This is a genomic window from Nocardia sp. NPDC056100, assembly GCF_042266325.1.
In the GTDB taxonomy this organism is placed as follows: domain Bacteria; phylum Actinomycetota; class Actinomycetes; order Mycobacteriales; family Mycobacteriaceae; genus Nocardia.
Genome location: NZ_JBHJVY010000006.1, coordinates 95,517 through 109,916, shown reverse-complemented (window position 1 = coordinate 109,916; position 14,400 = coordinate 95,517). Strand labels below are relative to the sequence as shown.

Genomic DNA, 14,400 nt, shown 5'->3' with positions numbered 1-14,400 from the left:
CGCTCACCCGCGCGTCGCGGTGACCGCCACGGTCGTATAGCGCACGACCGCACGGCCTCCGAGCGCGTCGATGGCCGCACCGACCCCGTCGAGTATCTGCGCCAGCGGTTCCGGCGCGAGCTGGGTGAGTGTGCCCTGGGACGGTAGTAGGTCCAGATATTCGGCGCGGGTGTACGGCTGTTCCCACTCGAACCGCCACACCTCGGGTTCGGTGAACCGGCCCGATTTGCGCAGCCCCTCGGTGGCCCGGTCGGTGACCGCGCCGGAGCCGGTGGCACCCCGCCGCATGGCGGCGGTATCGAACGGCGAATCGGGCAGCACTCGCCGATAGGCGGTGATGAAAGCCTCCGTCACCTCGGACGGCGCGTCGGCGACATTCCAGAACGCGGCGAACCTGCCCGCCGGGCGCAGCACGTCCGCGGCTTTGGCGGCCCCGACTACCGGATCGACCCAGTGCCACGCCTGTCCTGCGGTGACGATATCGAATTCCCGACCGGCGGGATCCCAGGTCTCGAAGGTGCCGACCTCGACCTCGACCCCGGTGCCGCGCGCGAATTCGGCCATGCGCGCATCGGGTTCGACGCCCAGCACCGCACATCCCGCGGCCTGTAGTTGCCGCGCCGATATGCCTGTGCCACAGCCGATATCGAGCACGCGCGGACCCGGGCCGGTGGCGACCAGCTGCCGGATCATCGCTTCGGGATAGTGCGGGCGACTCCGGTCGTACCGTGCGGCGTCCACCCCGAACGATTCGGCGACATCGCGATGCGTATGCGGCTCCGGTGCACGCGGAACCGCCGGTTCCGGCGGTATTGTGGGCATGCGCCCACTCTAGTGGGCACCTGCCCACTCGTCAACGATCGCCCTGTGAGAGAAGGATTTACGGTGCCCACCGGCATAGCCCTCCGTGACGTTCGCGAACAACTGTTCGCCGCCGCCGAACGCGTGATCTTACGCGCGGGACCCAGCGGTTTGACCAGTCGCGCCGTCACCGACGAGGCGGGCTGCGCGAAAGGCGTACTGCACCGCCACTTCTCCGATTTCGACGATTTCCTCGCCGAACTGGTCCGGGACCGAATCGCTCAACTCGCCCGCGACGCAACCGAACTGCGTGACGCCGCGGGCACTGGCACCGTCGACGACAATCTCGCCGATGCCGTCACCAAGGTCTTCGGCCCCGTCGCCGTGGCCATCGTGAGTCTGATCATCTTCCGCGACGAACTGCGCACCCGGCTGCGCCGCACCCGCCCGATCGGCGTCCCACTGCTATCGGACGCGACCGTCATGATCTCCGAATATCTCACCGCCGAGCGCGAATTGGGCCGCCTCACCCGCGACGCCGATGTGGACGCCCTCGCCCCCACCCTCATCGGCGCGGGACATCTGCTCTTCGCCGACCGCACCGGCACGCCGCCGGACGCCGTCGCGGTGCGCCGCATGGTGGCGACGGTGTTGTCCGGATCCCAGATTCGGTAGGTGCGGAATTTCGTCGGCGCACCCCGGGTTGGTGCCGGGAGACCGTAGGACGACAGCGACAGGACGGGTGCGATGAACGCCTTCAATGAAAATGTGATCCAGGAATTTCGCGCGAACGGCGGCAAGGTCGGCGGGCCGTTCGAGGGCAATAAAAACCTGGTGCTCATCACCACGACCGGCGCGAAGTCCGGGCGGGCCATCACCAGTCCGCTGGTGTACGTGGCCGACGGTGACCGGATCGTGCTGATCGCCTCCAACGGTGGCGCGGACAAGCATCCGGCCTGGTACCACAATCTGCGCGCGAATCCGGAGCTGACGGTCGAGCTGGGAACCGAAACCTACACGGGCAAAGCCGAATTCACCTCCGGCGCGGAGCGGGCGGAGCTGTACGATCGCATGGTCGCGGTCATGCCCCAGTTCGACGAGTACCGGCGCAACACCACCCGGGAGATTCCGGTAGCCGTGGTGCACCGGCAACCGGCCTGACCTACGCTGCCGTAACCACAATCACGCGCGGCACAATTTCGTACAAAAAACCCAGACTCGCCGGTAACCACGCGCCGAAATGGTTATTCGCGGAACGTGTCTTCGACATTCTGTACACTCACTCCCCTACCCTTGCATTAACGGCTTCGGAGAATTAGCGGCATCGGATTCACACGGCGTTGCTTTCACATGGCGTTGCATTCATGCGACACGTAATTCTGGTGATTCGGCGGAGGGGGTTGGGTGTCCGTACCGGTGAGCTGGGTGCTCGCGCAGCCCGATCTGGAGATTCCGCTGCGCGGCGGCGTCGCGGGTATCGGCCGCACCATCGAGTCGGTGCTCACCATCGAAACGGAGAATCCGTTCCCTTGGCTGTCCGGTGGTGAACTTGTCCTCACCACCGGCCTGCAACTACCCGCGACCCACGTCGCCCGAGTCGCCTACCTGCGCCGACTGCATGAACGAGGCGTCGCCGCAGTCGGTTTCGGCGTCGGCCAAACCCATCCGGCCATTCCCGAGGATCTGATCAAGGCCGCCGACGAGATCGGGCTGCCGCTTTTCGAGGTCGCGCCGTCCACCCCGTTCGCCGCCGTCGCCACCCGGATCGCCGCGCGCTCGGCCCAGCTCCAGCACGACGCCCTGCTGCGGGCCTCGCGCACGCAACCCCGCATGACCCGTGCCCTGGTGCGTTCGGGTGCGCGCGCCATCGTGCGTGAGCTCGCCACCGCGCTGCGCGCCACCGTGCTGGTGCTGGACGCGGAAACCCGGGTCACCGATGTGCACCCCGATACCCCCGATGACGAACTGCTGCATACGGTTCGCACCGCCATCGCCACCGATCCGGGCGGCGTGCACACCGATCAGGGCCGCTCGATCACCCATCAGCGCATCGGTGTCGGCGGCCGCGTGCACGGCAATCTGGTGGTGGTGAGCTCCGCCCCGCTCAGTGCGGTCGATCAGATTCTGCTCGGTCACGCGAATTCGTTGCTGGCCTTGGATTTCGAGAAACCGGCACGACTATGGGAGGCCCAGCATCGACTGAACAGCACCGTGCTGGGCCTGCTGTTGAGCAGCGAATCCGATCTGACCCCCGCCTGGACGCATCTGGCGCAGGCCGCCGATGCCGCCGGGCGCATTCGAGTCCTCGCCGCCGATTGCGACAGCCTGGACGCGGTCGACGAGATCCGCTCGGTGGCCGAGAGCATGGCGGTGCGCTCGGGTCATCCGCTGTTCCTGCATCTGCTCGCGCGCCGCGTACTGGTGGTGCTGCCCGGGGTCGCCGCCGTCGCCTTCGCCCGCGAACTCGCCGCCGATCTGGGCGAGAGCACGAGTCGTTCGGTGCGCTTCGGCCTGAGCGGTGAACATCCGCTCCCCGAACTGACCGTCGCCGCCGATGCCGCCGGCCTGGCCGCCGCGGCCGCCGAACGCGGTAGCGCCCCATCGGAATTCGGCGCGCTCACCGGTAGATCGCTGCTGTCCTTCGATTCCACCCGCCGGGTGCTGGACACCCTGGCCAATACCGTGCTGACCCCGCTCATCGATCATGACGCGGCGCACGGTTCGGATCTGCTGCATTCGCTGCGCGCCTATCTCGAGGCCAATGGCCAGTGGGAGACGGCCGCCGCCGCTATCGGTGTGCACCGCCATACCCTGCGCAAACGCATTGCGACGGCACAGGGTTTGCTCGGCTGCGATCTGGACAGCGCGCGCGTGCGCGCCGAACTGCTGCTCGCGATTCTGGCCCGGGGCAGCTGACCCGGTGTCCGGTCCGGGATGGGACGCTGGTTGATTATGAGCCGCAACCGACTTCCAGCGCTGTCAGGAGCAGTTTCATGTCCCATGCCGACCTAGTGTTCACCGGCGGTGCGGTGCTCACCATGGATTCCGCCCGCAGCCGTGCGACCGCGCTGGCGGTGACCGGCGATCGTATCAGCGCGGTCGGGCACGCCGAGGTGCGCGCCGCCATCGGTCCCGCCACCGAGGTGATCGAACTGGGCGGGCGCGCACTGCTGCCCGGCTTCCAGGACGCGCACGTGCACGCCGCCGCCGGTGGTATCGAATTGGCCGCCTGCGATCTGAGCGGAACGGTCGACCTGGCCGAGTACCTGCGCCGAATCGCCTCTTACGCCGCCAAACATCCTGAGCGCGAATGGATTACCGGCAGCGGCTGGTCCATGGAGAGTTTCCCGGGCGGGCAGCCGACCCGGCAGCAGCTCGACGCGCTGGTCGCGGACCGGCCGGTGTATCTGGTCAATCGGGACCATCACGGAGCCTGGGCGAACACCCGCGCGCTGGAGCTCGCGGGGATCACCGCCGCGACCCCCGATCCCGCCAATGGCCGGATCGAACGCGAAACCGATGGCGGCCCAACCGGAATGCTCCAGGAAGCCGCCATGGCGCTGGTGGAGCGGGTGCTGCCGGAGATCACCCCGCAGGACCGGCTGACCGGACTGCTGTGCGCACAGGAACTGCTGCATTCGCTCGGGATCACGGGCTGGCAGGAGGCGATCGTCGGCGGCTACGACCGCAATATGGATTCCGCGGCGACCTTCGCCCGCGCCGCCGAACAGGGGCTGCTGACCGCGCGCGTCACCGGGGCGCAGTGGTGGGAACGCGACCGCGACGTCACCCAGATCGAGGCAATGGTGCTGCGCCGCAAGCAGTTCGGGAGCGAGCGCTTCCGCCTGGACACGGTCAAGATCATGCAGGACGGTATCGCCGAGAACTTCACCGCCGCCATGACCGAGCCCTATCTGGACCATCGCGGCTGCTGTACCGCCAACGCGGGCATGAGTTTCGTGGATCCGCTGGCATTGCGCGGCTATGTGACCGAACTGGACGCACTCGATTTCCAGGTGCACTTCCACGCGCTCGGCGACCGTGCCGTGCGGGAGGCGCTCAATGCGGTCGAGGCCGCGCTGATCGCCAACGGCCCGCGCGGCAATCGGCATCAGCTGGCGCATCTGCAGGTGATCCATCCGGACGATATGGGACGTTTCCAGCGGCTCGGCGCGGTCGCCAATCTGCAACCGCTGTGGGCCGCGCACGAACCGCAGCTCGATGATCTGACCCTGCCGTTCCTGGGCGCGGGCCTGCGTGATCGGCAATACCTGTTCGGTGATCTGCTGCGCGCGGGCGCCACGCTGGCGGCGGGCAGCGACTGGCCGGTCAGCGATCTGAATCCGCTGTCCGGCATTCACACGGCGGTCAACCGCGTCACCCCCGGTTCGGCGCTGCCGCCGCTGCTGCCCGAGCAGAGTCTGGACCTGATGACTGCCCTGGCCGCGTACACCGCGGGTTCTGCCTATGCGAACCGGCGCGATGACACGGGCAGTCTGCGCACCGGCATGCTCGCGGATCTCGTTGTGCTGGACCGTAATCCGTTCGAGCATCCGATCACCGAGATCGCCGACGCCAAGGTCGAGCAGACCTATGTCGGCGGTGCGCGGGTATTCGGTTAGGGCGAATTTCCGGGGCGGGGCCGCGGCACGGCGGGCGGGATGCTATGGTCGTATCCATCAGCCGCCCGTCGTGTGCGGCAAATCCCCTTCTTTGGTAAGAGTCAAAGTATGTGTAACCGTCGGTTACACATAAATCGCCTTTGCCTCGTTCACCGCTATTTGTCCCGGTAGGCCACCAGATGAGCCAGCGCCGTCAGATCGGCGGCGGCCATTTCCGGTGGCAACACACCCAGTGCGGATTCCAGTGCCGTGGCCGCGCGCCCCAGCGTGCGCTGCCGTCCACCGGCCTCCTCGATCAGGTTCGCCGCCCGCGCCGCCCGCTGCGCGGTCATCGGCTGCCGGGCGTGATAGAGACGCGCGAACTCCCGGCCCGGTCCGGTATCGGAGGCCAATGCGCAGACCACCGGGAACGACTGCTTGCGCTGAATCAGATCGCTGTGCGCGGGTTTTCCGGTCACCTCGGGATCACCCCAGATATCGATGGCGTCATCGACGAGCTGGAACACCAGCCCCAATTCACATCCGAAGGTGTGCATCGCGGACACCACCCGATGATCCGCGCCGGCACACAGCGCACCGAGGGCGCACGCGCAGCCCAGTAGCGCCCCGGTCTTGCCCGCGGCCATGGTCAGGTATTCATCGACGGTCACCGAGGAGCGCGCCGCGAAGGCGCAATCCTCGTACTGCCCGCGGCACAGGGTGACGGTGGCGCGTGCCAGCCGGATCACCGCCTCCGCGGTCACCGATTCGGGCACACCGTCCGAGAGCACGCCCAGGGCCAGCGCCTGTAGCGCGTCCCCGAGCAGGGTGGCATTGGTTTCACCCCAGACCCGCCAGACCGTGGGCCGGCCGTGCCGGAAACGGTCCTCGTCCATGACGTCGTCGTGCACCAGGGAGAAGTTGTGCAGCAGCTCGACCGCGGCGGCGGCGTGGGTGGCGTTCTCGATGGTTCCACCGCATGCCACCGCGGCCGCGAAGGTGAGGGCGGGTCGCAGGGCCTTGCCCTGTGATCCGGTGATCTCCACACCTTCGGCGTCACACCAGCCGAAGTGGTATCCGGCCATGCGATCCATGGGTTCGGAGAGTGAGGCGACCGCCGCGCGTAGGACCGGTTCGATGGCCAGGCGCGCCGCGGCCAGCTGTCTGCGGGCCGCGACGTGCGGGCCGCCATCGGAATGTTGGCCGTATTCGGCGGGCCGCTGGCGTATTTCGCTGTGGCCGATGGTTTTCATCATGGTCGGCCGGGTCAGACCCCAGCGGCGCATGCCCTCGAGTCGTTGTCCCGCTGTGGTTCTGGTCGGTTTCGACGCTCGCATAATCGGCCCCGCTCACTCGGACACGGCCTCCGCAGCCACCCGGCGGTGATTGGGCGGCCATGCATAGAAGATCCCAATCGTCCCATCCGAACGTGAAAACGCGGGACCGCCTGTGGATTTCATTTCGGCAACGGCGGCTGCGCCGCAGCTCAGGTGAGTGGCAGGCCGTGTTCCAGCGCCTCCACCGGCGCGCTCGTATAACGGGCGGCCTGATAGTGGTAATCGAAATTCGCCCGAACGTACACCGTGTAACTGCCCGCGGTGGCCAAAGTGTCGGCGCGGTCACGATCGCCGAGTCCGGCATCGGCGAGTTCGGCCGGAAGTTGCTCGAGTGCGGCCGTCATGCGGGCTATGCACTCGGTGAGCATGGTGTTGACGAGCTCGAGCGCTCGGGTCCGGTTGTGCCCGAAGTGATATTCGGCCAGCAGCACCGAGTTGTACAGGTAGCCCGAGGCTTCGTCGGAGGCCACCGACAGCACATCGTTGAACAGGCCCATATGCTCGACCGCCGCCTCGCGCAGGCTGCGCATGGCCGGAAGGTAGCGGGCGGGCGCGCAGAGATCTATCCCCTCGGCGCGCTCGCTGATGTCGAGAAAGACGAAGAGCGCCACACCATCTCGGCGATGCGCGCGATAGGTCTCCAGATCCGGAAGATTTCCGGAAAGCCGCCCCACGCTCTCGGTGTAATACGTCCAGAGCCAGTCCCGGATCTCCGCGCGTACGGCCTCGCACCATTCGGGTGAGCGACCCTCGCACAGTCTCCGCCACAGATCAGCGAACGCCACGGCCAGTACGCCGGAAGGTTGCCTGGCACTGTCGAATACCGCGTTGAGCGCGCGTACCGCTTCCAAACAGCGCTGTGGATCGGGGATTTCAATATCGAACTGATCGTCGACCACGAAAGCCCAAGCCGTGTACTGGCTGAGCAGCGTGAGCTCCTCGACGTCGGCCTTGGGACACCAGAGTGCGTACATTCGCGCCGGTCTGGTGCGTACCATCCGCCGCCGCGTCAACTCGGTGGGCACGAGCTCGAACTTCTCGAGCCACTCCCACATACCCGCTTCTGCCTCCAGCTCCAGCGGATTGAGGTCCACCGGGGCGTACGGCATGAAAAAATCGGTTGGTTCCATCGAAACTGCCTATCTCCCAACCAGTTTACCCGCCCACCCGACAATACCGGCGTTTCGGGCAGATCCGGCGATCCGACCGCTATTCGGTCGGTGACGCGAGTCGCCGGGCGGAGTCGGAGAGCGGTCGCTCCCCGGCCCGCATCGCTGTCAAAGGGGCCCACACCCGCCGCATCAGACCGGTCGTCACACCCGGAAATCTGATCAGCCCTACCACTTTCGCCGATTCTATCGCGCGAGCGGGCGCCGCGCGCAGTGCCGCGGGCCGGTGTGGCGCAAATGACCTTCGCATCGAGAGATCAAGGGTGAGAACGGCTTCCGCCTCGGATGCACAGGGCGATGAGCCTTCTGACGGTGTCGCATCCCCGACCGCATCGACGAAAGTGCTTTCGGCACTGATCAATACGCGTCGAGGCGTCGTGGTGTACGTGCGAATGAGATTACCGATGCGCGTCCACGCCGGTGATGCGTCGCAGACCATCGGCGAGATCGCTTCCGGTGGGCGCGGTTTCCGGATCGATCAGATACTGCGCGGCCACGCCGATGAGCAGCGCCTGGTACACCAGTCCGGCGGTGCGATCGTCCTCGGCATCGCCGCCGAACAGCCGGGCCAGGCCCGCCCGCGCCTCGGGCATGGTCGCGGCCAGTTGCTCGCGAGAATCCGCGTGTGAGAGCGCGTCGAAGGTGGCCGCCCAGACGCCGCGGTGATCGGCGATCGATTCCCGGACCGCGTCCCATCGGGTCGCGAAGCGGCGCAGTGCGTCCGGATCGGTCACATCGTTCGCCGCGAGGGCACGCGCCAGTTCGGTCCCCCATTCCCGGGTCGCCTCGGTGAGGGCGGCGGTGAGCAGAGCTTCCTTCGATCCGAAGTGGTAGCCGATGGCGGCCATGCTCACGCCCGCGGCGGTGGCGATATCGCGGACGGTGGTACGGGCGTAGCCCTTCTCGAACAGGCAGGTGCGCGCCCCGGCCAGCAGATCCTCACGGTTTCCCATGCCGTGCAGACTAGCGCAAATGCCTGAGACAAAAGTATTGCGCAATTGCCTAAGACATTTGTACAGTTCTGCTCATGCGAAACCTGGCCAACCAGAACGTCCTCATCTCCGGCGCGAGCATCGCGGGTCCCGCTCTCGCCTTCTGGCTGCGGCGGTACGGCTTCCGGCCGACCATCGTGGAGAAGGCCCCGGCCCTGCGCGAAGGTGGTCAGGCCATCGACGTGCTCGGCACCGCCACCGAGGTCATTCGCCGGATGGGACTGCTGGAACAGGTGCACGCCTTGCAGACCGGGAAGCGCGGCACCTCGTATGTGTCCGCCGACGGCACCGTCAAGGCGAGTATCAGCAGCGAGGTCTTCAACGGCGTCGGCGCGGGCGGCGACACCGAGATCGCCCGGGGCGATCTGGCGCGGGTGCTGTACGAGGCCACGCGCGATGATGTCGAGTACCTCTTCGGCGATTCCATCGCCGAGCTCACCGAGACCGCCGACGGGGTGCACGTCACCTTCGAGCACTCCCCCGCCCGCACCTTCGATCTGGTGATCGGCGCCGACGGCGTCCACTCCCGCACGCGCGCACTGGTTTTCGGCCCGGAGTCGGATTTCGTCCGCCATATGGGCTACTACATCTCGATCTTCACCATCCCCAACCTGCTGAATCTGGATCACTGGGAACTGGACTACAACACCCCGGGCAAGATCGCGGGCAGTTACAGCGCGCGGGAGAACACCGAAGCCAAGGCGATTTTCGCGTGGGCGTCCGAACAGCTCGACTACGACTTCCGCGATGGCGACGCCCAGCGGCGCATTCTGACCGACACCTTCGCCGAGCAGGGCTGGGAGGTGCCGCGGCTACTGGCGGAATTGGACAGCGCCCCGGACTTCTACTTCGACGCCATGGCGCAGATCAAGATGGACACCTGGTCCCGGGGACGGGTGTCGCTGGTCGGTGATGCGGGGTACTGCGCTTCCCCGCTCTCGGGTCAGGGCGCGGACCTCGCACTGGTCGGCGCATATCTGCTCGCGGGTGAATTGGCCGCCGCCGCAGGCGATTACCGCATCGCGTTCGCCGCCTACGAGCGGGAGATGCGGCCCATGGTGGATGCCTGCCAGCGGTTCGCCGAGGGCGTCGGCCAGTGGTACGCGCCCGGTAGCAAGACGATGATCAAGGTCCGCAATCTGAATGTGCGCCTGCTGCCGTACCTGCCCTGGCGCGGTCTCATCGGTGGTGCCCCGCAGAAGGTGGCGCGTACCGTCGCGGCCAAGGACTACACGGTCGCGGTGTCCTGATTTTCGGAAACCACAAGATCAATCCGCGCCGCGCCGTACGCTCGGGCACCGAACACCAGCTGTACAGAAGGCACTACCCGGAGGCGCGCATGCTGTCCCTGCAGGAGATTTCGGATCGGATGGAGATCGAGGACCTGATGGTCCGGTACTCCCATGCGGTGGACACCAAGCAGTGGGAACTGCTCGATGAGATCTTCACCGCCGACGCCCATATCGACTACACCGCGATGGGCGGACCGGCCGGAGATGTGGCCTCCACCAAGGCTTTTCTCGCCACGGTCATGCCGAATTTCACGGCGTTCCAGCATTTGATCGCCAACTCCGCCATCAAGGTCGACGGTGATACGGCGACCGCCCGCACCATGTGCCACAACCCGATGGTGGTGGCCGGTGCGGACGGTCTGCCCCGCTTGATGCTGTGCGGGCTCTGGTACCACGACTCATTCGTCCGGGTGGACGATCAGTGGCGGATCAGCCGGCGGATAGAGGAGAAGTCCTATATGTTCGTCGCCCCGCCGGCCGAGGCCGTGATCAGCTGATCGAACAGGTCGCGATACCCGCGTAGCGCCTGGCGCAGTTCCTCGGTGTCCGAACCCTTTTCCTCGTGCCAGCGCTGTTCGAGCGCGTGCCGCCGCTGGGCGAAGCTGTCCACCAGCGCCTGAATGCCGCCCTCGACCAATTTGTCGGCGCGGGTCACCGCATCGCGCGGGTCGTCGACGAACATGGTCTGCACTTCACGCCACTGCCCGCGCAGCTGGTTCGAGTCGACCGGATGCGCACTCTGTCCGGCGCCGTGCTGCCGTTGCTCGTCGGTGCCCGGGCCGCCGTTGTGCAGTCGCTGTCCGGCCTCATCGGTGGCTGGACCACCGTTCGGCTGTCGCTGTCCGGCCTCGTGTGCCCGCTGCGTGCTCGCGGGCGGTTGCGGCTGGGCGGCGCGGAGTCGCTGATCCGCCTCGACGTTCTGATTCGGCTGTCCGTGGACCGCCTGATCCGGTGCGTGCGCCGGACGGGCATCCGGTCCCTGTGTCGCAACCGAACTCGGTGCCTGCGCCCCAAGGGAATTCGGATCGCGGCGGGGGTCGAGGGCTTCCGGCGTGCCCCGCTGGGCGTCCTCGGATCGACCGGTGTGCTGGGGCCGCTCCGGGGAACCGGCGGCGCGGACATCACTGCCGGTCACCGTATTCGCCTGTGCTGCGGCCTGTTTCGCTTGCTCTTTGTCAGTGCTCATTTTGTCGTACCTCACTTATCGGTTATCGCGTGCGGAATGCGGTGCGGCGGTGTCGGATTGGGATCCGTTGCCGTCCACCAGTTCCGCGAAGAGCTGCCGGTAGTCGACGATCGCGGCGCGCATATCCTCGGTGGACACCTGCCCGCGTCCGGCCTGACCGGCGATCTGATGCGCGCGGCGGAAGCGATCCACCGGCTGGGCGTGCTCGACCGAGAGATCCGCGACCCGCTGGTCCGGATCCTCGGTCGGATAGCCGCGATCGGCCATCGCCAGGGTGAGCAGGCGATCGGCGTTCTCCAGCGCGTGCGCCGGATCGTCGACGAACTGTTCCTGCACGTGCGCCCACTGCATGGTGTAGCGGCGCTTCTCATCGTCGGTCAGCTCGCGCAGCTGCAACTGCTGATGCCGCTTCTGCCGTTCCACCAGTTCACGTTCGGCGTCGCGGCGGTTGTCCGACTGTTCGACCGCGCGGTCGTACTCCGGCCCGAACCGCTCCTTCAATTTGCGACTGCGCATGCGTGGCATCAGCGCCAGCGCGATCACGATTGCCGCGGCGATCACCACCACGATGACAATCACGGTTACTACTGCACCCGACATCTTGCTCCTCCTCGCCGAGTCCGTCTTCTTGCGGACGTAATGCCTCGACGCGGCGGGCTCAAACGTATGAGCGGATCATTCCCCGCGCAGCAGCTCGATGACCGGAGCGAGTTTCTCCATATTGGGCTCCAGCACGGTGATGTAGTTGAAGCCCAACGTTTCCCGGCGTTCGCGCAGCGTATCGGCGATCTGAGCGGGCGTGCCGAGCAGCAGCACCGGGAGGTCATCGAGCTCGCCGTCGAACTCGAACGGCAGGTGCGCGGCCAGATAATCGGCTGCGGCGGAACGCTCTTCGTCCGGTATGACGCCCTGCACCAGCAGATTGAATTCCACCGAGCGCCCGCCCAGATGGTCGCGCACATAGTCGGTGCGCTTGGCGAGGGCCGCGCTGTCGGCGAGCGTCAGGCGGCCGTTATCGCTCGCACCCGCGCCGGTGAAGGCGACGATATCGGCGTTCGCGGCGGCGAAGCGCAGTGAACGGTCTCCCCACGCCGCGAGCAGCAGGGTGGGCCCGCCGGGCTGTACCGGCCGCGGGGTGTACTCCGGATCGGCGAACAGCCCGCGCAGTGTGGCGACGGTGCGCTCGAGATGGTCGACCCGTTCCCGAGCGGACGGGAAAGGCATTCCGGCGGCTTCGAATTCGGCCCTGACGTAGCCCGCGCCGAGGCCGAGTTCGACCCGGCCGTCGGTGAGCTGATCGAGTCCGGCGACATCGCGCGCCAGCAGCACCGGATTGTAGAACGGGGCGTTCAGGACGAACGTGTTGAGCCGGACCCGCTCGGTCGCCTCTCCCGCGAGCATGAGCGCCGGGAACGGTGCGGCCAGGCCCAGATGGTCCGGGACGCCGATCACATCGAAGCCGAGTTGTTCGGCCCGGCGACACTTCTCGATCCAGCTCGCGCGCGAAGACGGGGCAATCATGTTCACACCGAAGCGAAATGGGTACGCCATACCTACTGTCTACCAGTCGAATCCGAACAAGATCACAGGCATCGGCCCCGCGACGCCAGGCGAAGCCTGCGAAGACGGTCGAATCGAATTAACGCGCGGACTCCACCGAATGGGGTACGGGCGGGGCTCGTGCACGCCATCATGGGGTATCGCATTTCCGAGTCGCCCGCGAGGAGTTTGCGCGATGACACAGCTACCGGCCATTTTCCAACAGCGTGCGGAGTTGGAGAAGGTGTGGGCGCGGTGGGCGACGGGGACGCAACAGCTGCCCGCGCTCGGTCCCGCGAGTGCACCGGTGCCGGTGCTGCGCGAGGAAGTGGTGGAGTCGTGGGAGCGCTCGCTGCGCACCGTGGACCCCGCACGGGCGGTGGCGCCGGCCACCGATCGGGACGAATTGGGTTCGCGCTGGGCCGAATCGCCGCTGCGCACCCCGGTCACCGAACTCGCCGGGGAGATTCGCGCCATCGCCGAGGACGCCGGAATGATCGCGGTCGTCACCGATGACGAGGGCACCGTGCTGTTCAGCTGCGGCGACCGCGCGGTGCGGCGGCGCGCCGAGACCGTGAACCTCGCGCCCGGCGGTTGCTGGGATGAGCCGTACATGGGGACCAGCGGGGTGGCGCTATCCCTGCACACCGGCCGCCCCAGCTCGGTCTGGGCCGCCGAGCATCTGGTGGAGGCGTTGCACGGCTGGGTCTGCTACTGCGCCCCGATTCGCGCCGCCGACGGCCGTCAAATCGGCGTACTGGACCTGTCGACCTATTGGGATCGCTCGCATCCGATGATCCTGGCCACGGTGCGCGCCCTGGTCACCGCCATCGAATCCCGTTTGCACACAGAGCAATCCAGACCGGTGGCGCGCACCCGGCTGGAATGCCTCGGGGTGCCGCGCCTGTACAAGCAGGGCCAGCAGGTCCCCATGCGCCCGCGGCAGGTGGAGATCCTCACGCTGCTGGCGCTGGAGCCGGAGGGTTACACCCCCGAGCGTCTGCACGCCGCCGTCTACGGTGATCGGTCCGTCTCCCCCAGCACCCTCAAGGCCGATGTCTCGCGCCTGCGCCGTGCGACCGACGGTCAGATCGCGGACCGCCGCTATATGCTCACCGATCCGCTGGCCTGTGACGCCACCGAATTGCTCGCGGCGCTGGAGGCGGGCGATCTGACCACCGCCGTGCGGCTGTATCGCGGTCCGCTGCTACCGGATTCCGATATTCCCGGCATCGTGCAGTGGCGCGAACATCTCGACGTGGGTCTGCGCACCGCCGTGCTCGCGGACCGGAATCCCGAGCACGCCTTGCGATTCGGGCAGCGTTGCCCGGACGATATCGAAATCCACGAGCACGCACTGCGTTTGCTCGCCCCGGGCGACAGTCGCCGCGCGCTGGCCACGGCCCGGCTGCACACCGCACTACGCGCGTAGTTGGTCGATACCGGTCCATAGCGGACCGGTCCGGCGAATAGGACACGAACG

At 67.0% G+C, this 14,400-nt stretch carries 14 protein-coding genes; 7 read left to right on the top strand and 7 right to left on the bottom strand.

The window, feature by feature from the left end; translation table 11 throughout:
* Positions 1–3: 3 nt before the first annotated feature.
* Positions 4–822, bottom strand: a complete 819-nt coding sequence (locus ACFC0O_RS39595) for a class I SAM-dependent methyltransferase (RefSeq protein WP_375967281.1) — start codon at positions 820–822, stop codon at positions 4–6.
* Positions 823–885: 63 nt separating this feature from the next.
* On the opposite strand from ACFC0O_RS39595, the gene ACFC0O_RS39590 reads away from it, so the two are divergent.
* The 4 genes from ACFC0O_RS39590 (at position 886) to ACFC0O_RS39575 (ending at position 5,423) form a co-directional block, all read left to right on the top strand.
* On the top strand, positions 886–1,476 hold the full coding sequence (locus ACFC0O_RS39590) for a TetR/AcrR family transcriptional regulator (protein ID WP_375967280.1): 591 nt from the start codon (positions 886–888) through the stop codon (positions 1,474–1,476).
* Between the two features lie 72 nt (positions 1,477–1,548).
* A complete protein-coding gene (locus tag ACFC0O_RS39585) occupies positions 1,549–1,962 on the top strand; it encodes a nitroreductase family deazaflavin-dependent oxidoreductase (RefSeq protein ID WP_375967278.1) in 414 nt (137 codons plus the stop codon).
* Positions 1,963–2,217: 255 nt separating this feature from the next.
* Entirely contained in the window at positions 2,218–3,717 is a 1,500-nt protein-coding gene (locus tag ACFC0O_RS39580; protein ID WP_375967754.1) for a PucR family transcriptional regulator, read from the top strand.
* Positions 3,718–3,794: 77 nt separating this feature from the next.
* Positions 3,795–5,423: an amidohydrolase gene (locus tag ACFC0O_RS39575; protein WP_375967277.1), complete on the top strand. Its 1,629-nt coding sequence runs from the start codon at positions 3,795–3,797 to the stop codon at positions 5,421–5,423.
* Positions 5,424–5,578: 155 nt separating this feature from the next.
* Here ACFC0O_RS39575 and ACFC0O_RS39570 read toward each other — a convergent pair whose 3' ends face one another.
* From ACFC0O_RS39570 to ACFC0O_RS39560, 3 genes are all read right to left on the bottom strand, one after another.
* Positions 5,579–6,739, bottom strand: a complete 1,161-nt coding sequence (locus ACFC0O_RS39570; protein ID WP_375967275.1) for a polyprenyl synthetase family protein — start codon at positions 6,737–6,739, stop codon at positions 5,579–5,581.
* 149 nt (positions 6,740–6,888) lie between these two features.
* Entirely contained in the window at positions 6,889–7,869 is a 981-nt protein-coding gene (locus ACFC0O_RS39565; protein WP_375967274.1) for a hypothetical protein, read from the bottom strand.
* 437 nt (positions 7,870–8,306) lie between these two features.
* On the bottom strand, positions 8,307–8,861 hold the full coding sequence (locus ACFC0O_RS39560; RefSeq protein WP_375967272.1) for a TetR/AcrR family transcriptional regulator: 555 nt from the start codon (positions 8,859–8,861) through the stop codon (positions 8,307–8,309).
* Positions 8,862–8,935: 74 nt separating this feature from the next.
* Between ACFC0O_RS39560 and ACFC0O_RS39555 the strand changes: the two genes are divergently transcribed.
* Together ACFC0O_RS39555 and ACFC0O_RS39550 are read left to right on the top strand one after the other, a co-directional pair.
* Positions 8,936–10,150, top strand: a complete 1,215-nt coding sequence (locus ACFC0O_RS39555) for an FAD-dependent monooxygenase (protein WP_375967271.1) — start codon at positions 8,936–8,938, stop codon at positions 10,148–10,150.
* 89 nt (positions 10,151–10,239) lie between these two features.
* The gene (locus tag ACFC0O_RS39550) at positions 10,240–10,689 is read left to right on the top strand and encodes a nuclear transport factor 2 family protein (RefSeq protein ID WP_364634314.1); all 450 of its coding nucleotides are present in this window, start codon (positions 10,240–10,242) and stop codon (positions 10,687–10,689) included.
* Here the strand turns inward: ACFC0O_RS39550 and ACFC0O_RS39545 are convergent.
* The 3 genes from ACFC0O_RS39545 to ACFC0O_RS39535 form a co-directional block, all read right to left on the bottom strand.
* The gene (locus ACFC0O_RS39545) at positions 10,647–11,378 is read right to left on the bottom strand and encodes a hypothetical protein (protein WP_375967269.1); all 732 of its coding nucleotides are present in this window, start codon (positions 11,376–11,378) and stop codon (positions 10,647–10,649) included. The two genes, ACFC0O_RS39550 and ACFC0O_RS39545, sit on opposite strands and share 43 nt — an antisense overlap.
* Positions 11,379–11,393: 15 nt before the next feature.
* Entirely contained in the window at positions 11,394–11,978 is a 585-nt protein-coding gene (locus ACFC0O_RS39540; protein ID WP_375967267.1) for a hypothetical protein, read from the bottom strand.
* Positions 11,979–12,053: 75 nt separating this feature from the next.
* On the bottom strand, positions 12,054–12,929 hold the full coding sequence (locus ACFC0O_RS39535; RefSeq protein WP_375967266.1) for an LLM class F420-dependent oxidoreductase: 876 nt from the start codon (positions 12,927–12,929) through the stop codon (positions 12,054–12,056).
* A 184-nt stretch (positions 12,930–13,113) separates the two neighbouring features.
* Here ACFC0O_RS39535 and ACFC0O_RS39530 point away from each other — a divergent pair, with 184 nt between their 5' ends.
* Positions 13,114–14,349: a transcriptional regulator gene (locus ACFC0O_RS39530; protein WP_375967265.1), complete on the top strand. Its 1,236-nt coding sequence runs from the start codon at positions 13,114–13,116 to the stop codon at positions 14,347–14,349.
* Positions 14,350–14,400 lie beyond the last annotated feature (51 nt).